The organism is Gardnerella rara, from assembly GCF_055452355.1.
Genome location: NZ_JBVBJP010000004.1, coordinates 205,011 through 225,131, shown reverse-complemented (window position 1 = coordinate 225,131; position 20,121 = coordinate 205,011). Strand labels below are relative to the sequence as shown.

The following is a 20,121-nucleotide window of genomic DNA, read 5'->3' as shown; positions in this document are numbered from 1 at the left end:
ATTTTTAGATTATTTTTAGATTATTTGATTTAATCTTGCTTTACTTCTGGGCGATTAGGTTCTGCCCACAAAGTGTGAAATACGCCCGACTCGTCAATGCGACCGTAGGTGTGCGCGCCGAAGAAATCGCGCTGAGCTTGAATAAGCGAAGCTGGCAAACGCTTGGATCGCAAGCCATCGTAGTATGCAAGCAAGCTGGAGAATGCTGGAACAGGCACACCATGCTCCACTGCGCGCGCAATAACACGGCGCCAAGCAGCTTGCGACTTTTCAATAGCGTCTTTAAAGTACGGCGCAAAAAGCAAGGAAACACTTGCCTGCCCAGATTCAAACGCCTCGGAAACGCGGTTTAAGAATTGCGCGCGAATAATGCATCCGCCTCGCCAAATACGAGCAACAGCAGCCTGGTCAATCTTCCAATCATGCTCAATCGCAGCAGCCGCAATCTCATCGAAGCCCTGAGCGTAAGAAACAATCTTAGAAGCGTACAAAGCTTGGCGAATATCCTCAATAAACGCCTTACGCTCAGAATCGCTAAAATCAAAATGCATATCTGGCCCAGTCAAACCCTGGTTTTCTGCAGCTTCACGCAAAGCAATCTGGCTAGAAAGTCCGCGAGCAAACACAGCTTCTGCAATACCAGTTACAGGGATTCCAAGCGAAAGAGCAGACTGCACAGTCCAAGTACCCGTACCCTTCATGCCAGCGTGATCCACCATCATCTCTACCAAAGGCTTACCAGTCTTAGCATCCTTCTGGCGGAGCACATCTGCCGTAATCTCAATCAAATAAGAATCAAGCTCGCCCTTGTTCCACTCGCTAAACACGTTTGCAATGTCTTCGGACTTCATGCCCAAGCCGCGAAGCATCAAATCGTAGCTTTCGGCAATAAGCTGCATATCCGAGTATTCAATGCCATTGTGAACCATTTTTACAAAGTGACCAGCGCCATCAGTGCCAATATGCGTTACGCAAGGCTCGCCTTCTGCAACAGCCGCAATCGACTTTAAGATAGGGCCGAGCGTCTTCCAAGATTCTTCCGTACCGCCTGGCATCATCGAAGGACCGCGAAGCGCACCTTCTTCTCCGCCAGAAACACCGCAACCAACGTAGTGAAGACCACGCGCGCGAATGTTTTTCTCTCGGCGAATCGTATCTTCAAAGTAGGAGTTTCCGCCGTCAACAATAATGTCGCCTGGCTCCATAGCGTTTGCAAGCTCTTCAATTACAGCATCCGTAGGAGCACCAGCTTTTACCATAATGATTGCAGTGCGTGGGCGCTTAAGCGAAGCCACAAACTCTTCAACGGTTTTTGATGGCACAAACTCGCCTTCGCTGCCATGCTGATTCATCAGCGTTTCTGTGCGCGAATAATGACGATTGTAAACAGCAACAGTATTTCCGTGATGCGCAAGATTTCGCGCTAAATTAGACCCCATTGCAGCCAAGCCAACAACGCCAATATTTGCTCTAGCTTGAGTTTCCGCCATTTTATACCTCTATCTTTTAATATTTGTACCGTTTGTTGTTTTAACCGTCTTATTGTTTTGCTTTTATTTTTACCATTTGACTAACAAAAACACACTTTTTAAGTTTATCGTTTTATATGCACAAGCGTTATGTATGCGCTCGAAAAGCGTACGCCATAGCCCGAGCGTTAATGGCATTTTTGTGATAAAGATTACATTTTCTCTTTCTATCTTCCCTAATAAAAAGTCTTAAATGCCGCTTAAATCTTATAGACACGCGTGGTGAGCACAAATTTGGAGATACTAGATATAGGGATTCTTTATACAACACACCACTACAAATAGTGTTAATTAGTAGTAGACTTGCGCTTGCGCGCTCAACAACACGGCGCCAAGCAGAAAAGTGAATAACCATTAGAATCAGCACAATTACAACGCTCAACGAAGGGAGAAGAACCATGACTATTACAGTTTTCACCAAGCCACATTGCCCACAATGTGATGCCACAAAGCGTCAATTTACAAAGCTTGGCGTGAATTTTGAAACAGTAGACTTAACTCAAAGCCCTTCTACGCTAGACCAATTACGCGCAGCAGGCTACCGCCAAGCGCCAGTGGTGATTACGCCAAACTCGTCGTGGAGTGGGTATCGCCCAGATTTGATTGCACAAATCGCAAGTCAACTAGAAGACAACAATCAAAACGATTAAAGCAATCAACAATCAAAAATCAAAACAATTAAGAAGCATAAAAATGTGTGATCAAGAAAATATGTCACAACCAAGCGAGCCAGAAGCGCGCGCACAAGGCGAATCAATCGGAGCTGTAGTCTATTTTTCTTCCGTCTCCGAAAACACACTACGATTCGTAAAAAATTGCGATTTTCCAAGCAATAACGTAAACGTGTATCGCATACCGCTTCGACCAAAAGAGCCAGAATTGCACGTTCGCGAGCCATACGTTTTGATTGTGCCAACTTACGGCGGCGGAAATATTTCTAAAGCAATACCAATGCAGGTGCGAAAATTCCTAAATAATCGCGAAAATCGTTCGTTTATTCGCGGCGTAATATCTTCTGGAAACACGAATTTTGGAGACGCATATTGCGCTGCAGGCGGTCAAATCGCAGGCAAGTGCGCAATCCCAAATATGTACTCGTTTGAACTTACGGGAACTCAAGAAGATATAGAAAAAGTAGCGCAGGGAATACCAAGATTTTTACGGCAATTAAAAGAAACAGAAGAAATTAAATAAGCAAAACAATCAAAAACAATCAGCGTTTGAAAGCAAAATAACGCCCAAAGAAAGGAATTAATCAAATGAACAGCACGGATCCGATGAGTGAATCCACTTCTCTTAATCTTGATCACACTGATGCCAGCGAAACTGCAAACACAGCTGCTAGCAGCACAGCAGAGCGCATTCGCAACAGCCGCGACTACCACGTTCTTAACGCTATGCTCGGTCTTTTTGACCCAGAAAAGGGCATTCAGTTTGATAAAGACAGGGAAGCAGAAAAGCTTTACGTTTCGGGTTACGTGCAAAAACACAGCATGAAGTTTGCTTCCACTCGCGAGCGCTTGAATTATTTGATTAACAATTACTACTACAACGGCAACGTTTTCCACAAATATAGCGACGAGTTTCTCGATAAATTCTACGAGCACGCAGAAGCTGCTCACCACACTTTTGGCACATTCTTGGGTGCTTTTAAGTTCTACACTTCTTACGCTTTGAAGACTTTTGACGGCAAGCAATATTTGGAAAACTTCGCTCAGCGCGCAGCTGCAGTGGCTTTGGAACTTGCAGACGGAGACGAAAAAGCAGCGCTCAACTATTTGGACGAGATGCTTGCAGGCCGATTCCAGCCAGCAACTCCAACGTTCTTGAATCTTGGTAAAGCTCAGCGCGGCGAGGCTGTGAGCTGCTTCCTCGTGCGCTTGGAAGACAACATGGAGTCTATTGCGCGCGGAATTAATTCCGCTTTGCAGCTTTCTAAGCGCGGCGGCGGCGTGGCTCTGCTTCTTACCAATTTGCGCGAGCTTGGCGCTCCAATTAAGCGCATTGAGAATCAGTCCAGCGGCGTTGTACCTGTTATGAAGCTTTTGGAAGATTCATTCTCTTACGCTAATCAGCTTGGCGCTCGTCAGGGTGCTGGTGCTGTGTACATTAGCGCGCATCACCCAGATATTATGCGTTTCCTTGACACTAAGCGCGAGAACGCGGACGAGAAGATTCGTATTAAGTCGCTTTCTTTGGGCGTTGTGATTCCAGATATTACTTTTGAGCTTGCTAAGCGTAAGGAAAAGATGGCTTTGTTTAGCCCTTACGACGTTGAGCGCGAATATGGCAAGCCTTTTGCAGACATCTCCGTTACTGAGCATTACGATGAGATGGTTGCAAATCCTCGCATTCACAAGAAGTACATCGACGCTCGTGAATTCTTTATGACGCTTGCGGAGATTCAGTTTGAATCTGGCTACCCTTACATTTTGTTTGAAGATACTGTAAATCGCACAAATCCTATTGAAGGCCGCATTACTATGAGCAACTTGTGCTCCGAGATTTTGCAAACTCAAGAAGCAAGCACATATAACGCCGACTTATCTTACAGCCACGTTGGTCGCGATATTTCTTGCAATCTTGGCTCGCTTAATATTGCCAAGGCAATGGATGGAAACTTGGGTACAAGCGTTGATTTGGCTGTGCGCGCGCTCACTTCTGTTTCGGAACACACTTCGATTGATTCTGTGCCTTCGATTCGTCGCGGAAACGCAGAAGGCCACGCTATTGGCTTGGGCCAAATGAATTTGCACGGTTTCCTTGCTCGCGAGCATATGCAGTACGGAAGCGAGGAAGCTCTTGACTTTACAGACATGTACTTTATGACGGTTGCCTACCACGCTTATAAGGCTTCTCACGCTTTGGCTGTAGAGCGCGGCCACGCTTTTGCAAGCTTTAAGACTAGCGCTTACGCTAAGCCTGCAGGAAAAGGCAACTACTTCGATAAGTACACTGATGGCAGCCGCTCGCTTGAACCTCGCACTCAAAAGGTTCGCGATTTGTTTGCACGTTTTAACGTTGCAATTCCAACCGTTTCGGATTGGGAGCAGTTGCGCGACGAGATTTTGCGCGATGGCATTTACAACGAGTATTTGCAAGCTGTTCCTCCAACTGGCTCAATCTCTTACATCAACCATTCCACGAGTTCGATCCACCCGATTGCTTCTCGCATTGAGATTCGCAAAGAGGGCAAAGTTGGTCGCGTCTACTACCCTGCTGCATACATGACGAATGACAATATGCAGTACTTTAAGGATGCATACGAAGTTGGTTGGAAGGCAATTATTGACACTTATGCGGAGGCAACTCAGCATGTGGATCAGGGATTGTCTCTTACTTTGTTCTTCCCAGACACTACGACTACTCGCGATTTGAACAAGGCTCAGATTTACGCATGGCGTAAGGGCATTAAGACTCTTTACTACATTCGTATTCGCCAGAAGGCTTTGGAAGGTACAGAAATCGAAGGTTGCGTAAGCTGCACGCTGTAAACCTTATGGTTGTAAATCTTCCACAAATTAAATCAAAAACTTAAAAATTTTATAAAACGTAAACACAGAATCAGGAGTAATTATGACAGAACTCGACCCAACTGCGCTCGATCCAACAGCACTACGCAGTAGCTTAGATAAGCCTTTCGGCACGAACCGCGTAATCGCAGACGATGCTATGATGGCAGCTTCCATCACACCAGCTCAGTATCGTTACCATCACGGTTCGCGCGTGCGCCCAGTTAATTGGAATAATATTGTTGACGACAAAGATTTGGATGTTTGGAATCGTCTTATTGCTAACTTCTGGCTTCCAGAAAAGGTGCCACTGAGCAACGATATTCCTTCTTGGCGCTCCCTCACCGATCTTGAACGCAAGACAACTACTCGCGTTTTTACAGGCTTGACTTTGCTTGATACCAGCCAGGCAACTATTGGTGAGCTTTGCCAGATTGAGCACGCGCGCACGGAGCACGAGCAGGCTATTTACACGAATATTGCTTTTATGCAGTCGATTCACGCTCGCTCCTACTCCTCTATTTTCTCCACTCTTTGCTCTAGCGAGGAGATTGATGAGGCTTACCGTTGGGCTGTTGGAAACGACGTTTTGCAGCAGCGCGTTACCACCGTGCTTTGCGAATATGAGAGCGAAGATCCGCTTAAGCGCAAGATTGCAGCAACTATGCTTTCTTCACTTCTTCTTTACGCGGGTTTCTATTTGCCACTTTACTTTGCTTCTCGCGGCAAGATGATGAATACTGCCGATATGATTCGCTTGATTTTGCGCGATAAAGCGATTCACGGCTACTATTCTGGCTACAAGTTCCAGCGCGGTTTGGAGCTTAGAAGCGAGAACGATAAGAAGAATCTTGAGAAGTTCACTATGAACTTGCTCGATACTTTGTACGATTTGGAAGTTGAGTATTCTGGTCAGATTTATGAAGGATTTGACTTCCACGATGACGTTTTTGACTTCGTACGTTATAACGCTAACAAGGCTTTGATGAACCTTGGCTACCCTGCTAAGTACAGCGAAGAAGAAACTCACGTAAGCCCTGAGATTCTTGCGGCTCTTTCTCCTGCAGCCGACGAAAATCACGATTTCTTCTCTGGCTCTGGTTCCAGCTACATTATGGGCAAGTCTGTTGAAACCGATGACGACGATTGGGACTTCTAGTCACTAGTCGCTAACCACTAGTCGCTAGTCGCTTTACTAATTAATTAGGTTGCTTATGTACTTTCATAAGCAACCTTTTTTATTTAATTATTTAAGAATATTTCCGTTTTGGAACTATTTTTAAATATCCGCGTACTTACCGAGTTATCGTGGCAGTTTTTGCTAATTTTGCATTTTCTGCCACGATAACTTGTTAAAAAATATGACGTCTGCAATTCTTGTTGCTTTTACACTACAAAAAAGATAAAATATTAGTATGAAAGCAACAGAAGTGAGGCTATTATGTCAAACAAAGAGATGCTCCTTGACTATTTAGATAACCATCATGGAATAATTACATACAAAGATTGTAAAACATTAAATATTCCAACTATATATTTAACTCGTTTGAAAAACGAAGGTGTTCTTAATCGAATTGAAAGGGGAATTTTTCTCTCTTCCAATGGTGATTATGACGAATATTACTTCTTTCAATATCGTTATCCACAAGCTGTATTCTCTTATGTTTCAGCTCTTTATCTTCAAGGTTTTACAGATGAAATTCCACAACATTTTGAAGTAAGCGTTCCTAGAGGATATCGTTTTAATAATCCACCATCAAATTTAACTATTCATTGGGTCTCAAAATTGTATAGCAAATTAGGCATTACTACAACGATTACCACAATGGGGAATAAAGTACGTGTTTATGATTTTGAACGCATTATTTGTGATTTTATAATAAACAGAAACAGTATTGATTCTGAACTCTTTGTTAAAACTCTTCAAGCTTACAGTAGGTATAACGGGAAAGATCTTATAAAGCTTCATGAGTATGCAACAAAAATGAATATATCCAATAAAGTCAAGCAAACACTGGAAGTGCTACTGTGAATAAATCAAAATCAACAGTGGCAAAATTATTCGAAAAAATATAGTTATACAAAAGGAATAACATTTTCAAACGTACTTGATGAGACTATAAACTTACTGAACATTCTTAGTGCTAAGCAAAATGACTAAATTTGTATACATTGGCGACAAGACGGCAATTTTGGCGACATAAAAATGTCGCTTTGTGTCATATCTCTCATGTTTATTCTTGACAAACTCATACAGCGACTTTAATATTTTTAATAAAAGTTTAATTTAATTAAAGTTTATAGGCTGAAGAAAGGGGTGATATGGATCATATTCCAAGATGGATGGCTAATCTTACAGACGAAGACATGTCGTTTATAAAGAACTTTGTATTATCGTCTGGATCGTTAAAAGAAATGTCGCAAATGTATCAAGTCTCTTACCCAACGATGAGAATCAGGCTTAACAGGCTCATTGAAAAACTGCGTATAAGCGACAATGAACCAGAAGACCCGTTCGTTCTTTTAGTAAAGAGTCTTGCTATTGACGATAAATACGATGTTGACACAGCTCGAACACTCATAAACGAATATAGAAAAAGAAAGGATGAATCATGAGCTATGCATTATTTGGTCCGATAATTGACATTCTTATCGCACTTGCTATATGTGCTTTAGTGTTCTTTATTGCAAGAAGTCTTATTCGATATGCGCATTCTCTTAAGAAGGACGATAAGTCATCTAAGCAGTCTGCAGAAGATAAAAGAATTGCGTTACAGGACTTATAAAACACAAAAACCGAGTTATCGTGGCAGATTTTGCTAATTTTGCATTTTCTGCCACGATAACGTGTGATTATGGCTGCGCGATATAGTACGTAACTATTGTCTCGTAATCAGTTAAAAAACATTGTTTGTGCGTCAACAAAGTTGATGCTTGTTTTAGCATGACGAGGATTGTAAGAAGTTGGATGTTTTGTAAACAACATAAATATTTTCTTATAATCGCTATTTTTTGCATTCTCAACTAAAGTTGCGCGCTGCAACAACTTGCTCACCGCTTCAGCTTCGTTAAGATTATTACGCCACTTACATTCTGCAATAAGAAGCTGCTTGTTAATATCGTCTTCTGCAACAATATCAATATCGGTTTGCTCACGAGCAATAGGATCCGCACCCCACCATTTACCTAACTTAGTTGGTAAAAAGTCCATTCCTCCAACTTTGCATTGGCGCACAATCCACTGTTCGCACATTTTCTCAAACTGTTGACCTACAAAAGTACTAAACACTTCATGCTCACCGCCGAGAACACTACTTGCGGCAGCGCGTGAAAGTCCGCGTTCGATCAATCCTTTATTCGGTGCTACAAACCTATACCAATACGCAAAGAATGGGTCACAAATCTGCCATAATCCTTTTTTGCAATGAAGTGGATTCATGCCAAATGGAATATTTCTTTCAATTAATCCAAGGCCTTCTAATGTTTTCAAATACACGTTCACTGATGTAGCTGGCAATCCAATACGATCCGATATTAAAGTCGGAGTATTGCATCCCGTAGCAAGAGCATTTAGCACACTATTGTATGTTGAAGGATCGCGCAATTCCTGGCGCATGAGCATGTCTGGCTCAGCGTACAAAATTCCCGATATGTTAAAGCATAATTGCTCAAGATTTTCCGCAAACGAAGACTTATTATCTAACTGCTCTATATAGTATGGTGTTCCTCCAAGGGATGCAAAATAGTTGATTTTATCTTCCCAAGTAGCATTATTTGGCATAAGCTCAGATGCTTCAAAAAGATTAAATGGTCGCAGGCGAATCTGCGCGGTACGTCTTCCGTAAAGTGGACTCTTTTTGCCAAGCACTTCACTTTCCATGAATCCTTCGTTGCTGCCACACAAAATAAGAGTCATGTTCGTGTTCTTAAACTTATGATCTATTGCGACTTGGAATGTTGACGCTAAGGATTTATCTGCTTGAGCTGCGTACGGAAATTCGTCGAAAACTAGAATAAGTGGAGATTTAGGAGCATTCTGGTCTACGGCGTTAGATTGTTGCGCAACAAAAGCGAGAGCGTCGTTCCAATTATTAAACGATCCTGTAGTTGACGGTAGATTGAAGAAGTCGTACACAACGCGCGAAAAATCACGCAAATTCTCGATATTAGTTTGCTCGCGAGCAGTAAAAAGTATTGCGCGCTTATTTTTACAAAATTGTGAAATAAGCGAAGTTTTTCCTATTCGTCTTCTACCATAAACTATTGCCATCTGGAACGAGTGTTTGCTGTTCTCATATAATTTTTCAAGTACCTGTAACTCGTCTTGTCTGCCAACAAAAACCATATTCCACCTGCCGTTACGCCAATAATTGTAATACTTTTCAGCGCATCTTATTGCTGCTGAATCTGCGCTCTAGTTAATATAATCGCGATTATTATAATCATAATTATAATAATCTAAATTATATTATTTTGCAATATGCTCAACGCAATCGCACGTTATCGTGGCAGATTTTGTTAGATTTGCAATTTTTGCCACGATAACTCGGTTTTTTGCGGTATAATATGACTAATATGCCAATGCAAAAAGGCGTTTGGCTCTTGTAAAAGGATTTTGCTATGACCGTGAATCAAGAAAAACTGTATCGCCGCGAAAAGTATCTTAGCAAAATTCGCGCGTTCTACGATGATAGCGATCTTATAAAAGTGATTACTGGCATTCGCAGATGTGGTAAATCAAGTCTTATGCGCACAATTATTGATGAGCTTAAAGAACGAAGTAATCCAGTTGCAGAATCTAATATTATTTATATAAATCTTGATAAGCGTGAATATAGAAACGTAAAAACAGCCGATCAGCTTGACTCTCTTATAGAAAAACTTACTAATGCTAGCGGCTTAAAATACGTGTTTTTAGATGAAATACAAAATGTTAAAGGATTTGAAGAAGTAGTAAACGGCTTTCGAGAAGAAGGCGAATATTCTATTTTTATAACGGGATCCAATTCCTACTTGTTAAGTGGCGAATTAGCAACAAAATTAACTGGAAGATATCTTGAATTTGAGATGTTTCCGCTAACTTTTGATGAATATGAAGATTTCAAAAAATTCTATGATCAACCAGTAGATTCCGACATTAGTAAAGAGCTTAATAATTATATTCTCGAAGGTGGTTTCCCTCGTACTATTGCCATAGATAATATGAGTGACAAACGAACGTATGTAAGTAATGTTATTAAAGAAATTTTTGATAAAGATATTAAAACTAGAGTAAAAATTAAAGATACGCAAGCGTTTGAAGCTGTACGTAACTATATTATTAACAATTTTGGCGCTACAACTAGCATCAATAGCTTGTGCGAATCTTTAAAGAAGAATGGATTAGCTATAAGTCGTACTACTTTAGCAAGATATATTCGTGTTCTTTTAGATGCGAAAATCATTTATGAATGCCCACGTTTCGACATGAAATCAAAGCGTGCTCTTTCGGGGGAAAAGAAGTATTACTTAGCAGATTTAAGTTTTTATTACGCTCTCAATACGGATAATCGCATAAACTATGGTCCTACTTTGGAAAATATTGTGTACTTATATGCTAAAAGCTTTGGATACTCTGTAAGCGTTGGGCGTATTGGAAAGTTGGAGTGTGATTTCATTCTGCGCAATGCAGATATGGATTATGCTTACGCGCAAGTAGCTTATACGATTTTGTTGAGTCGAGAAACAGAAGACCGCGAGTATAGGGCTTTAGAAGCTATTCATGATAATTATGAAAAATATGTTATGACCATGGATTCACTTATACAAAAACGTAACGGCGTTAAGCACGTAAACATCGCAGATTTTATTAAAGATAAGCAGATTTTTTAGAAAACTATAATAAATAACCTGCGCATATCGTGGCAGAAATTGCAAATCTAGCAAAAACTGCCACGATAACTCGGTATGTCACGCATTTGCGGGTTCTATTGCAATACGCCCACCTAACGCTTGAACAACCTTCGCAATAGTTTGGAAGCTGGGATTGCCGTCTCGTCTTAAGCTTTTGTAAAGGCTTTCCCTTCCAACCTCGGCTTTTTGAGCAATCTCTTTCATTCCTTTAGCTTTTGCAATATCGCCTATAGCAGCTTGCAACAAGCGAGGATCATTAAGTTCTGCTGCGGCATTGAGATATGCAATAACATCATCATCGTTCTCAAGATACTCACTCGCATCCCATTTACTTATATTTACCATTTCTTCTCCTCAATTAACTGTGCAAGAAGTATCTTCGCTTGCTTAATATCTTTACTTTGACTACTTTTATCCCCACCAGCAAGTAATAGCATTAACTTTGAGCCTTTTTGTGCAAAATACACACGATATCCTGGTCCAAAAGCGAAACGCAGTTCACTAATGCCATTGCAAACTGGATGTAAATCACCTACTGGCTTACCTGCAATTTCACATAATCTCAGCCTCGCGTTAATTCGAGCTTTAGATTGCGTATCGCGAAGTTTTTTCATCCAATTGCGATACTCATCTGTTTTAAGTATCTCCATAAAAATATTTTATCCTGTAGGATACAATTTTGCAATTTCTGCCACGATAACTTGTGATTTAGTAATAATTGTGTACACAATGGTGCTACTTTGGCATTACGTTGGGTGCTACATGTCTGCTACAATAAAGCAAAGCTGAATAACAAATTTATGATTTTAAGCTTAAAGGAAACAACATGACTTCTACAAAAACAGCCAAAACAAGCAGATTAAGTGTAAGAGTTAATCCAGAAATACGAGATAGCGCATCGCAAGTTCTTGAACATTATGGTCTTGATATGAGTTCAGCAGTCAACTTATTTTTGTATCAGATTGTAAATACGCAACGTTTCCCATTTTCACTTGAAAGTTCTCCTTATGAGCACTCTATTGATGAAGCTATGAAAGAAAAACCAATAGCTGCAGGTACTGTAGACGATTTTGCTGAGCTGATGCGCAATGCCTAAACCGCCATTTTATAGTCCAATCTATCTGCGAGATGTTAAGAAATATAAGCAGAAGCATTACGATATTGAACAGGTAATCAATATTGTGAGACTTATTTGCAATGGTGCAGACTCTCGCGAGCTTGCAACTTATAGAGATCATATTCTTAAAGGCTCATACAAAGGCGTGCATGAATTGCATGTGTCTGCAGATGTTCTACTGTTGTATCAAGTTAAAGAAGATTGCATTATATTCCTACGCTTAGGATCTCACGACGACTTATTCTAGCTAGCAAAAACTGCCACGATAACGCAAGAGTCTGATTGATGCTAGTTTAACGGAACAACAACATTGACCAGCCAAGTGTCATCATCTTTTTGCGCGCTTAAAGATCCACCTAAGCGTTCCACAGATTTTTTATGAAACAGTAGTCCTTTACCAAAAACAAGCCTTTCGCCAAACTTGTTCAACATTGAAATTGAATTCATACACATTATTTTGCATTCGCGCTCATCAACCGTAACATTCATAGAAAAATCAACGCTAGTATTGCAATGCTTGCGAATATTAGTAAGCAACTCGCTGCACATGCGAATAGCACATTGAGCCTTTTCAGTACTAACAGTTGCAGATGCAGTAAAATCACCACTCCCCGAACTTTCATCATTTACTATTAAAGAGCCATAATACCCAAGCTGCTCGCAAATCTTACGCTCAGATTGCAATCGTGCGCGAATATTGCATAAGAAATCAGTCAAACTTATGCGATCATTGCTATTAGAACCATAAACGAACTGCGTGCTGGCAATATTTGAATCTAAAGAATCATCATACTTATGCTCAGCTTGCTCAAGTAGGTTAATAACAAGTCGCGTTTTAGAAAGCGCATTACGAGAATGCTCAACAATCTGCTCTAGCGACTCTTTTGTATGATCACTTTTCTCGGCATACAAAGCATCAGTCGCAAGCAATGTAATATCCGTAATCTCATTGTTCACATCGTCGTGCAATTGCAATGCAACAGAAGCAATATAAGACTGGAACTCACTGCGCACAATATCCATTTTTGCGCGATTATTTTCCTCCAACATGTTCAAATACTTGCGCAAAGCGTAACCGCAAATCATGGAAATAAGAATAAAACAAGGGAAAGTAAGCGGAATGTACGCCATTTTTGCAAAGTACATAATATTCAGCGAAACTATGTACGCACAAAGCAAATACTTCCACGAATCGTAAAAGCCTGCAACAAACATGCTAGCGATCAATGAAAAAAGAAAGCAAGTTGCATTTACACCTGGTACTGCTAACGTTACGCAATATAAAATCGGAGTTACGAGGGATATTTGACGAGGAAAAGCAATCAAAAGAAATATTGCGAACATCCAAACGTATTGGCACACAGATTGCTGCGGGTTATGCCACAAACCAGCTGTATTGCAAGATTGCACATCCATTGACACTACAAGAATCGCCAATATTATGAATAAAGTTCGCTGAATTTTCCAGCTTTTAACCAACTCAATAACGCGCGAAAATGTTTTCATTAACATGCATTATCCGTTTCTTGCAAAAGATTCGGATGATTTTGCAGCGAATCATTAAAATATTGCATATTGCTATTTTGCTCACGATTTTGCATTGCAGCAAATGCGGATATTGCTTGCACTCGGTTAGAAACATGCAATTTTTTGTAAATTCTATGAATATGCGTGTTAATAGTGTTTGGCATAAGACCAAGTTGAGACGCAATCTGATTCGTTGTGTAACCTTTAGCGAGCAGATCCATAATTTTTAGTTCTTGAGGCGGCAAAACGCTACGCGACCTTGATTTAGAAAGCCTAATAAAAGATTCTTGCGGAGTAGCAAAATCGTAAACAACATCTTTAACACAACGGCAGCCATACACCTGCTGATTATTACAATATTGCAAAGCTTCTGCTAGTCCTTTGAAATTGTCTTTAGCAACCATTGCTTGCCCGCCAACTTGCGAAACCATCGAAGCGTAGGATCTACAATCGTAAGAAGTCATGCCAATTAGAATAATGCTGTTGTTTTTCTCGCGAATTGCGCGTATTACGTCTACTCCAGACATGTCTTTCATTGACATATCTATCAGAATATAATCTGGAGTAGTTTTTGCTACTTGGCAATATTTCAAAGCTTGCACGCCTGATTTTACGCACCATTTGCACGCGTACTCGCTTGGCAAAAGCTTGCTGAGCACGTTTCGCATAACCGCTAAAACTAATGGGTCGTTATCTACTATTGCATACGTTTTTGGCATAATGGCTTTCTTGCAATCTTATGCTACTTTTCTTATATTCTACTTTATAATCATGCGCAAAGTAGAGCAAATCGTGTAGTAATAAATGATTACAAGTAATGCATGTAAATCAAATGTGATTATAATAAGTAACAATATGTGACTTTTGGTTGCGTTGAAAATTCATTTTCAATAATGATTGCAGCAGGATTATATGACAAAACGACTAGTAGTATTGCACTCCGCAGAAGTAGCTGCGATGGCGTTTGCCTCAGCAGCTGCTTTTATGCGTAGCTTTGACTTGTTCGCTTTGTGGCTTGTTCTAGGACTTCTTTCTGTTGCAATGTATTCTTGTGCATATTTTTTCTTGCTCAACAGCGTTATTAAAGCAAAAAATGCGTATATAGAAAATAATATATCTAAGTTTAGCGGCGCGGGCGCTAACAGCATAAGTAGTGATGTTGAGAATACAGAGAACAACAAAGATTACATAATGACTCTTGAGCGAGAGCGCAAAAAAGTCGAATCACAAAATAAGCAAATAATCAACAATTACTCAAATAATTTAATAAATATTATTTCATGCTTTATTTGTGGGCTTATTCACGTTCCTTGGATTTATTACTACGGAATTGCAAATGGCGTTTTAACATTGGTGATTTTGTGGCGAGTAATAAAGCGCCCACAAGGTCACCCTATTGATGAAAGCGATTTTTAAGGATTTAGACTTTAAGGATTTAAGCTTTTAAGGATCTAAGCTTATTGTTGATCTTCCATTGAAAGATTTAATCCTTTTGCAGCATTGCGAAAATATTCTATGTGATCGCCATAACCGTCTGCAATAATAGCATCCTCTTTTACAACAAAAGAGCCATTTTCTAGCACAATATATTTTGTAAAGAATTCTTCTAATTGCTTAGCTAATTCATCAATTTCATATTGTGAAAGCTCTTCGCTACTATTTTCCGCAAGGTTATCTTCCTGCTTTTGAATTTGATTAATGCTATTTTCACTAACATTTCCTATTTTGTTTACGTTATCTTCTGGCTGCCAAGAGTTTATACCAAAATCACTCATGCTTACATTACCCATATTTGCGCTACTCATGTTTGTATCTCCTTGTATTTGTAACATATTCACAACTTATATTCGCAACACATATTTTCAATATATTTGTGCGTTGCTTTAAGTCTAATTACAAACATTTTCCGTGCAATCTTGAGTACTAAGTTCTGAGTACATCGTATTGCTCGAGGGATTGCAACATTTATACTAGAAATACAAAACGCATACGAACGATAAGCAATGTACATGAATTAGCTATAATGCTCACAAACAAAACAGCGAATTGGAAGGGAAACAACTCATGAGCAAGGACTATATAAAACTTATTAAAGAAACGCTTATTTGGATTCTTAAGTGGGCAATATTTACAGTAGTCGAATTCCTTATTTTGTGCGTTGCGCTTATATCTTGTAATCATGATTTTGTACAGTTCATGCACGAATACAGTAATGCTATTATTCCATTTATGGCATCACTCGGAGTCATGATGGCAACAATGATTCGCAACGAAGGCACTATTTTTGAAGTCAAAGATTAAGGTAGTTCAAGATTATTTTGCGGATTGAATTGAAGCCTCTTGGCGAGCAACATCAAGCGCTTTGTTGAAGGCATCACTAGTCCAACTTGCTCCAGCAACAACCGAAATATGCAAATCTTTTAACGGTTTTCCAACGATTTTTCCTGGAATAGCCTCACTGAAAGCGCTCATGTGTTTTTTGGAGATTGGCGTAAACGGATGAGACGTTATTTGCACACTGCTAATATTTCCATTTGCAACGCTTAAATTCACGTCAATACTGTCTTCTGCAACTGGCCCATACTTAGCTTTGATTTTGTAATCGCCATCTTTGTAATTGCCAGTGTCTGTTTTAGGCGAATTTTGCTGATTTTGCTGATTTTGCGAATCCTCACTTTGCGCGGAAGCATGCGATTGTTGCGCGCCAGAATCGTAAGATTTTGAAGAATTGCCACTATCGTTTTCGCTTTGACCAGAATTACCAGCAAACTCATCATTCATCGGCACAGCACTCGGCTCGCCGCAAGATGCAAGAAACGCACTTGAGCTAGCCAAAACCGCAATCGCAGCAACCGTTTTTGCAATTTTTTTAGACTTCAAATCATCACGTGAAACATTGTGAAACATATTATCTGAAACCATAAAATCATCGCCTTTAAATCTTAAATTAAAACCATACGCAACTAATCATCTAAAAACTAATCATCTAAATTCGCTAATTTAGGCGACTTAGTCGGCTCATGATTTTGCAAAGATTGCGCAACGCTTTCATCAACATGTGCACTCGTAAACGCAGGCTTGCCACCAATCGCCTCGTACGCTTTGCGCGCATCCTCATTATTCCAACGCTCCCCAACAAGCACACCGTGGTTGAGCATAATTTCACGATCCGCGCATTGAGCTACCAAAGAATCGTGAGTTACAACAATAATCGTAGTGCCCTGGGAATGAAGCTGCTTAAATAAGTCAAGTACAATCTGCTCATTCTTTTCGTCCAAATTACCAGTCGGCTCATCCGCAAGAAGCAACTTCGGGCAGTTAATAAGAGCACGCGCAACGCAAACACGCTGCTGCTCACCGCCAGAAAGCTGGCTTGGTAAATGATGTGCGCGGTCCTTTAATCCCACGCGTTCCAAGGCTTCCATTGCTTGCGATTCATCTACAACTGAATGATAATATTGCGCAACCATCACGTTTTCTACGGCTGTTAAATGCGGCACAAGATAAAACTTTTGAAACACAAGACCGATTACGTTTTTGCGAACGTCTGCAAGCTGGCCCGCGTTCAAATCCTCGAGTTTGCGGCCTTGCAAAGCAACGGATCCTTTAGACGGCGAATCCATGCACCCAATAATGTTCATTAGCGTAGTTTTGCCAGAGCCGCTCGAGCCAACAATCGAAAGCCACTCGCCTTGCGGCACAGTAAGCGACAAATCGTCAACAGCGCGAAGAGAGCCGTAAATCTTGGAAACATGGTCCAAAGTCAACAGCATTTCTGGCTTGGAATCTGTATTTTCCTGCCTATTTTCTACATTCTCTGCCATATTAAATCCTTAACTAAAATCCTTAACTAAACACTCTAAAATCACTATAAAAGCTATTCTTCTCGAAGCACAATCGCAGGGTCGATTTTTGAGGCTCTCAAAACAGGCGGCAAAGCGGCAACGCAAGACGCTGCAACGCTAAACACAATAGAAAACACCACCAGCCACCAATTCACGCTCAAATCTCGCGCAAACACCATTGACGCAAGCAAGCGCGCAAATCCATACCCTACTGCCGTACCAGCGATTCCGCCAATAAAACCATAAAGCCCAGATTCCGCAGTGAACTCAATGCCAATGCTCTTAGCGCTCGCACCCAAAGCTTTGCGCAAGCCAATCTCATTTCGGCGCTGCTGCACAATCGAAGAAATCGTAGTGCTTACGCCAACCATCATCAACGCAAGAACAACCAGCGAAACAATCCAAAATAGGCTGCGAAGCATAGCAATAATTCCAGTATCTGCCGCTGTAACTTTAGTAACTTGTTGCGCACGAACACGCATAGAAGTCATATCGTTAATGCTGCGCACAACCGCATCTACGTTCGGCGCAGAAGATGAGTAAGCAATCACGTCCGCGCCGCGCTTAACGCCTGTAAGCGCACGCAAATCCGCGTTAGTTGCGTAAAGCATGGAATCTTCGGCGTCTCCCGTATCTAAAATGCCGCAAACGCGGAAAGTTGTGCCGTGAGTATCCATAATATCTGTGGAAACTCTGCCTTCAACAAGCTTTTTTGAGGAAGATTTATCTGCTTGATTTTCTGCTTGATTACCTTGCGATTTTTGCGCGGGCTTGTGCGAATCTGGGGAATTATCGCCAGCGCGATACGCGATTGCAATGCGCGAACCAATCTTCAATCCCATAGCCGAAGCAACATCTCGCCCAACCATAACGTTGCCGCTGCTAGGCCAAGCGCCATCCACGTTCCAATGCTTATTAAGCGACTTAACAGCGGAAACATCCACGCCAGCAAGCACATACGGAGCCGCATTAATGCGCACATTTTCGTAACGGTAGGTAGCAGATCGCATAGCACCTTTTGCAAGAACCATGTCGTTAGTGTGTAAAACCATTGCGCGATCAATGCCATTTTTCCACTCGCCTGCAAGCGGCGTCACAATAATATTCGCCCCGTACGTGCGCATTTCGTCACTCATTTGTTGAGGAACAACAATGCAAATTGCAGCCAAGCAAAACAGCGTAGCGGCACCAACAAGAGTGGCAACTACTGCCATAAGCGCACGCGACTTTCGGCGAAAAACAGCGCCAAACAGCATAGTCGCAAACATTGCGCTATTAGAAGTCATACCCGAACCAGATTTAACGCCCATGAAGCACCTCCGCAGGACGCACATGCAAAATAGAGCGAATAGAAGAGCCAGCGGCAGCAAGAACAGTAATCGCAAGAAGCACAAACACCAGCACAAACACCATTGGTCGAAGCGAAATCGCAGAACCAAACACGCTAAATCCAATCACTTGCGCAACTCCAAAGCCTACAATCATGCCAATAAACGCACCAACGCACGCAATAACCGCTGTTTCCATAAGCATTAGCCGCGCAACAGCGCCATCGCGCGCACCCAGCGCCTTAAGCAGCGCAAGCTCCCCCGAGCGCTCCGAAATCGCAGCCGCCATAAGATTTGCAACCGCAACAGCCGCCGCAATCAAGCTAAGCGCCGTCATAAGTACCATCACAGCACGCGTCTTGTTAAGTACGCTGCCTTGCATAGCCGAAACTTGCCGCACTTGCTTTGCAACAGCTCCTGGAATCACTTCTTCAATTTGGTAAGTAATCGAGCTTGGGTATGCTGTGCAATACCACGTCTCCCACTCTTCTTGGCTAAGAGCCGCTGGATTCTTCGCCGCTTTACGAGCTAAATCGTTTTCTGGCGTAGTCAATGCTTTAACTTCAATCGCCTCAACCATATTTGGCTTATTTGCAAGACGCTGTGCCTGGCTGGAATCCGCGTAAATCGCGTTATTGTCGCTATCTCCAGAATCGTAGATGCCAACAATTTTAAGTAAGATTTGCCTGCCAGAACGAGTTAGTTTTATTCGCTGACCAACTTTTAGATTATGACTTTTAGCAAGATTTGTGCCAACAGCGGCTTCGTGCTTAAAATCGCGCGGGAATCTGCCTTCAATCATCTTCCACCAAGACCGCATTCCTTGCACGCCAACAACTGTTGTCTCTCCAGAAGCGAGCGCAAGCTTGCGATTAAACCACGTGCCAACAATCGGGACTACTAAATTAGTGGATTTAGCGGAATTGGCGGATTTAGCAGATTCAGCAGAAGAATTTGCTTTAAGATTTGCGTAAATCGTTAGTTTTGGCGCAAAATTCGTTATGTTAAAAGCCCAAAAAATCATTTTGATTTTTGCAGCATCCGATTCCTTCAAAAAAGCGGTAGATTCTTCGCTTTCCGCATCAGCCAAAGTTTGCGAAGATTGCGAAGATTGCGAAGTTTGCGAGTTACTATAAGCTGACTTTGTGCGAGACGCATACAAATCGTTTACAACGGCATTCGACTTAGGCTGAACAATAATATTGGATCCGTAAGAGCTAAGCTCCGCGTTAATTTTGTCTCCAACGTCGTACACAACGCTAAGCATTGCCACGCTTACACACGCACTCAAGCACACAACAATCGCTATAAGAACTCGCTTTTTAATCTGCCTAGCAAGGGAGCGCGCAACCATTCGAATCATAAACATTT

At 41.4% G+C, this 20,121-nt stretch carries 23 protein-coding genes; 12 read left to right on the top strand and 11 right to left on the bottom strand.

The genetic code is table 11. The features are described from left to right. Window positions 1-29: 29 nt before the first annotated feature. On the bottom strand, window positions 30-1,490 hold the full coding sequence (gndA, locus tag ACZ0NX_RS05370; protein ID WP_464405956.1) for an NADP-dependent phosphogluconate dehydrogenase: 1,461 nt from the start codon (window positions 1,488-1,490) through the stop codon (window positions 30-32). A 437-nt stretch (window positions 1,491-1,927) separates the two neighbouring features. Between gndA and ACZ0NX_RS05365 the strand changes: the two genes are divergently transcribed. The 7 genes from ACZ0NX_RS05365 (at window position 1,928) to ACZ0NX_RS05335 (ending at window position 7,827) form a co-directional block, all read left to right on the top strand. Further along, a complete protein-coding gene (locus ACZ0NX_RS05365; RefSeq protein WP_016635882.1) occupies window positions 1,928-2,179 on the top strand; it encodes a glutaredoxin family protein in 252 nt (83 codons plus the stop codon). 43 nt (window positions 2,180-2,222) lie between these two features. Next, window positions 2,223-2,723: a class Ib ribonucleoside-diphosphate reductase assembly flavoprotein NrdI gene (gene nrdI / locus ACZ0NX_RS05360; protein ID WP_415688881.1), complete on the top strand. Its 501-nt coding sequence runs from the start codon at window positions 2,223-2,225 to the stop codon at window positions 2,721-2,723. A 65-nt stretch (window positions 2,724-2,788) separates the two neighbouring features. Then, a complete protein-coding gene (nrdE, locus tag ACZ0NX_RS05355) occupies window positions 2,789-5,023 on the top strand; it encodes a class 1b ribonucleoside-diphosphate reductase subunit alpha (protein ID WP_464405954.1) in 2,235 nt (744 codons plus the stop codon). An 82-nt stretch (window positions 5,024-5,105) separates the two neighbouring features. Further along, complete coding sequence (gene nrdF, locus ACZ0NX_RS05350) at window positions 5,106-6,200, top strand: class 1b ribonucleoside-diphosphate reductase subunit beta (RefSeq protein ID WP_415690485.1); 1,095 nt, start codon at window positions 5,106-5,108, stop codon at window positions 6,198-6,200. Between the two features lie 282 nt (window positions 6,201-6,482). Further along, window positions 6,483-7,073 (top strand): type IV toxin-antitoxin system AbiEi family antitoxin domain-containing protein, encoded by a 591-nt coding sequence (locus tag ACZ0NX_RS05345; RefSeq protein WP_004124360.1) that lies wholly within the window; start codon window positions 6,483-6,485, stop codon window positions 7,071-7,073. 290 nt (window positions 7,074-7,363) lie between these two features. Continuing rightward, window positions 7,364-7,657, top strand: coding sequence for a DUF2089 family protein (locus ACZ0NX_RS05340; RefSeq protein WP_004114263.1), 294 nt, complete (start codon window positions 7,364-7,366; stop codon window positions 7,655-7,657). Further along, window positions 7,654-7,827 carry a hypothetical protein gene (locus tag ACZ0NX_RS05335; RefSeq protein WP_004110365.1) on the top strand — a complete coding sequence of 58 codons (174 nt, stop codon included), beginning with the start codon at window positions 7,654-7,656 and terminating at the stop codon, window positions 7,825-7,827. The genes ACZ0NX_RS05340 and ACZ0NX_RS05335 overlap by 4 nt, the downstream gene beginning before the upstream one ends. 107 nt (window positions 7,828-7,934) lie before the next feature. On the opposite strand, the gene ACZ0NX_RS05330 is transcribed toward ACZ0NX_RS05335, so the two are convergent. Beyond that, window positions 7,935-9,386, bottom strand: coding sequence for an ATP-binding protein (locus ACZ0NX_RS05330; protein ID WP_464405952.1), 1,452 nt, complete (start codon window positions 9,384-9,386; stop codon window positions 7,935-7,937). A gap of 275 nt (window positions 9,387-9,661) precedes the next feature. Between ACZ0NX_RS05330 and ACZ0NX_RS05325 the strand changes: the two genes are divergently transcribed. Continuing rightward, window positions 9,662-10,912, top strand: coding sequence for an ATP-binding protein (locus ACZ0NX_RS05325; protein WP_464405950.1), 1,251 nt, complete (start codon window positions 9,662-9,664; stop codon window positions 10,910-10,912). Window positions 10,913-10,990: 78 nt separating this feature from the next. Here ACZ0NX_RS05325 and ACZ0NX_RS05320 read toward each other — a convergent pair whose 3' ends face one another. Continuing rightward, window positions 10,991-11,278 (bottom strand): addiction module antidote protein, encoded by a 288-nt coding sequence (locus ACZ0NX_RS05320; RefSeq protein WP_060787097.1) that lies wholly within the window; start codon window positions 11,276-11,278, stop codon window positions 10,991-10,993. Beyond that, window positions 11,272-11,583, bottom strand: coding sequence for a type II toxin-antitoxin system RelE/ParE family toxin (locus ACZ0NX_RS05315; protein WP_060787096.1), 312 nt, complete (start codon window positions 11,581-11,583; stop codon window positions 11,272-11,274). Before ACZ0NX_RS05315 ends, ACZ0NX_RS05320 begins: the two co-directional genes overlap by 7 nt. Before the next feature lie 176 nt (window positions 11,584-11,759). On the opposite strand from ACZ0NX_RS05315, the gene ACZ0NX_RS05310 reads away from it, so the two are divergent. Together ACZ0NX_RS05310 and ACZ0NX_RS05305 are read left to right on the top strand one after the other, a co-directional pair. Further along, entirely contained in the window at window positions 11,760-12,029 is a 270-nt protein-coding gene (locus tag ACZ0NX_RS05310; RefSeq protein WP_016636887.1) for a type II toxin-antitoxin system RelB/DinJ family antitoxin, read from the top strand. Continuing rightward, entirely contained in the window at window positions 12,022-12,297 is a 276-nt protein-coding gene (locus ACZ0NX_RS05305) for a type II toxin-antitoxin system RelE/ParE family toxin (protein ID WP_012913985.1), read from the top strand. Before ACZ0NX_RS05310 ends, ACZ0NX_RS05305 begins: the two co-directional genes overlap by 8 nt. A gap of 41 nt (window positions 12,298-12,338) precedes the next feature. Here the strand turns inward: ACZ0NX_RS05305 and ACZ0NX_RS05300 are convergent, their stop codons facing one another. After that, a complete protein-coding gene (locus ACZ0NX_RS05300; RefSeq protein WP_464405948.1) occupies window positions 12,339-13,562 on the bottom strand; it encodes a histidine kinase in 1,224 nt (407 codons plus the stop codon). Then, on the bottom strand, window positions 13,556-14,296 hold the full coding sequence (locus tag ACZ0NX_RS05295; RefSeq protein WP_464405947.1) for a LuxR C-terminal-related transcriptional regulator: 741 nt from the start codon (window positions 14,294-14,296) through the stop codon (window positions 13,556-13,558). The genes ACZ0NX_RS05300 and ACZ0NX_RS05295 overlap by 7 nt, the downstream gene beginning before the upstream one ends. A gap of 193 nt (window positions 14,297-14,489) precedes the next feature. On the opposite strand from ACZ0NX_RS05295, the gene ACZ0NX_RS05290 reads away from it, so the two are divergent. Further along, entirely contained in the window at window positions 14,490-14,993 is a 504-nt protein-coding gene (locus tag ACZ0NX_RS05290; protein WP_464405945.1) for a hypothetical protein, read from the top strand. Window positions 14,994-15,034: 41 nt separating this feature from the next. On the opposite strand, the gene ACZ0NX_RS05285 is transcribed toward ACZ0NX_RS05290, so the two are convergent. Further along, window positions 15,035-15,382, bottom strand: coding sequence for a hypothetical protein (locus ACZ0NX_RS05285; RefSeq protein ID WP_464405943.1), 348 nt, complete (start codon window positions 15,380-15,382; stop codon window positions 15,035-15,037). 259 nt (window positions 15,383-15,641) lie between these two features. Between ACZ0NX_RS05285 and ACZ0NX_RS05280 the strand changes: the two genes are divergently transcribed. Then, window positions 15,642-15,878 carry a hypothetical protein gene (locus ACZ0NX_RS05280; RefSeq protein ID WP_165847558.1) on the top strand — a complete coding sequence of 79 codons (237 nt, stop codon included), beginning with the start codon at window positions 15,642-15,644 and terminating at the stop codon, window positions 15,876-15,878. A 12-nt stretch (window positions 15,879-15,890) separates the two neighbouring features. On the opposite strand, the gene ACZ0NX_RS05275 is transcribed toward ACZ0NX_RS05280, so the two are convergent. Genes ACZ0NX_RS05275 through ACZ0NX_RS05260 form a run of 4 tightly spaced genes read right to left on the bottom strand, consistent with a single transcriptional unit; the run spans window position 15,891 to window position 20,119 of the window. Then, on the bottom strand, window positions 15,891-16,499 hold the full coding sequence (locus tag ACZ0NX_RS05275; RefSeq protein ID WP_464405942.1) for an FMN-binding protein: 609 nt from the start codon (window positions 16,497-16,499) through the stop codon (window positions 15,891-15,893). Window positions 16,500-16,555: 56 nt separating this feature from the next. After that, window positions 16,556-17,401: an ABC transporter ATP-binding protein gene (locus ACZ0NX_RS05270; RefSeq protein ID WP_004133596.1), complete on the bottom strand. Its 846-nt coding sequence runs from the start codon at window positions 17,399-17,401 to the stop codon at window positions 16,556-16,558. 53 nt (window positions 17,402-17,454) lie between these two features. After that, entirely contained in the window at window positions 17,455-18,732 is a 1,278-nt protein-coding gene (locus tag ACZ0NX_RS05265; RefSeq protein WP_464405940.1) for an ABC transporter permease, read from the bottom strand. Beyond that, window positions 18,722-20,119: an ABC transporter permease gene (locus ACZ0NX_RS05260; RefSeq protein WP_464405938.1), complete on the bottom strand. Its 1,398-nt coding sequence runs from the start codon at window positions 20,117-20,119 to the stop codon at window positions 18,722-18,724. The genes ACZ0NX_RS05265 and ACZ0NX_RS05260 overlap by 11 nt, the downstream gene beginning before the upstream one ends. Window positions 20,120-20,121 lie beyond the last annotated feature (2 nt).

What these genes read in the sequence shown, in the direction of transcription:
- gndA (WP_464405956.1), bottom strand. Translation starts at nt 1,490, where the DNA reads ATGGCGGAAACTCAAGCTAGAGCAAATATTGGCGTTGTTGGCTTGGCT.
- ACZ0NX_RS05365 (WP_016635882.1), top strand. Translation starts at nt 1,928, where the DNA reads ATGACTATTACAGTTTTCACCAAGCCACATTGCCCACAATGTGATGCC.
- nrdI (WP_415688881.1), top strand. Translation starts at nt 2,223, where the DNA reads ATGTGTGATCAAGAAAATATGTCACAACCAAGCGAGCCAGAAGCGCGC.
- nrdE (WP_464405954.1), top strand. Translation starts at nt 2,789, where the DNA reads ATGAACAGCACGGATCCGATGAGTGAATCCACTTCTCTTAATCTTGAT.
- nrdF (WP_415690485.1), top strand. Translation starts at nt 5,106, where the DNA reads ATGACAGAACTCGACCCAACTGCGCTCGATCCAACAGCACTACGCAGT.
- ACZ0NX_RS05345 (WP_004124360.1), top strand. Translation starts at nt 6,483, where the DNA reads ATGTCAAACAAAGAGATGCTCCTTGACTATTTAGATAACCATCATGGA.
- ACZ0NX_RS05340 (WP_004114263.1), top strand. Translation starts at nt 7,364, where the DNA reads ATGGATCATATTCCAAGATGGATGGCTAATCTTACAGACGAAGACATG.
- ACZ0NX_RS05335 (WP_004110365.1), top strand. Translation starts at nt 7,654, where the DNA reads ATGAGCTATGCATTATTTGGTCCGATAATTGACATTCTTATCGCACTT.
- ACZ0NX_RS05330 (WP_464405952.1), bottom strand. Translation starts at nt 9,386, where the DNA reads ATGGTTTTTGTTGGCAGACAAGACGAGTTACAGGTACTTGAAAAATTA.
- ACZ0NX_RS05325 (WP_464405950.1), top strand. Translation starts at nt 9,662, where the DNA reads ATGACCGTGAATCAAGAAAAACTGTATCGCCGCGAAAAGTATCTTAGC.
- ACZ0NX_RS05320 (WP_060787097.1), bottom strand. Translation starts at nt 11,278, where the DNA reads ATGGTAAATATAAGTAAATGGGATGCGAGTGAGTATCTTGAGAACGAT.
- ACZ0NX_RS05315 (WP_060787096.1), bottom strand. Translation starts at nt 11,583, where the DNA reads ATGGAGATACTTAAAACAGATGAGTATCGCAATTGGATGAAAAAACTT.
- ACZ0NX_RS05310 (WP_016636887.1), top strand. Translation starts at nt 11,760, where the DNA reads ATGACTTCTACAAAAACAGCCAAAACAAGCAGATTAAGTGTAAGAGTT.
- ACZ0NX_RS05305 (WP_012913985.1), top strand. Translation starts at nt 12,022, where the DNA reads ATGCCTAAACCGCCATTTTATAGTCCAATCTATCTGCGAGATGTTAAG.
- ACZ0NX_RS05300 (WP_464405948.1), bottom strand. Translation starts at nt 13,562, where the DNA reads ATGTTAATGAAAACATTTTCGCGCGTTATTGAGTTGGTTAAAAGCTGG.
- ACZ0NX_RS05295 (WP_464405947.1), bottom strand. Translation starts at nt 14,296, where the DNA reads ATGCCAAAAACGTATGCAATAGTAGATAACGACCCATTAGTTTTAGCG.
- ACZ0NX_RS05290 (WP_464405945.1), top strand. Translation starts at nt 14,490, where the DNA reads ATGACAAAACGACTAGTAGTATTGCACTCCGCAGAAGTAGCTGCGATG.
- ACZ0NX_RS05285 (WP_464405943.1), bottom strand. Translation starts at nt 15,382, where the DNA reads ATGAGTAGCGCAAATATGGGTAATGTAAGCATGAGTGATTTTGGTATA.
- ACZ0NX_RS05280 (WP_165847558.1), top strand. Translation starts at nt 15,642, where the DNA reads ATGAGCAAGGACTATATAAAACTTATTAAAGAAACGCTTATTTGGATT.
- ACZ0NX_RS05275 (WP_464405942.1), bottom strand. Translation starts at nt 16,499, where the DNA reads ATGGTTTCAGATAATATGTTTCACAATGTTTCACGTGATGATTTGAAG.
- ACZ0NX_RS05270 (WP_004133596.1), bottom strand. Translation starts at nt 17,401, where the DNA reads ATGGCAGAGAATGTAGAAAATAGGCAGGAAAATACAGATTCCAAGCCA.
- ACZ0NX_RS05265 (WP_464405940.1), bottom strand. Translation starts at nt 18,732, where the DNA reads ATGGGCGTTAAATCTGGTTCGGGTATGACTTCTAATAGCGCAATGTTT.
- ACZ0NX_RS05260 (WP_464405938.1), bottom strand. Translation starts at nt 20,119, where the DNA reads ATGTTTATGATTCGAATGGTTGCGCGCTCCCTTGCTAGGCAGATTAAA.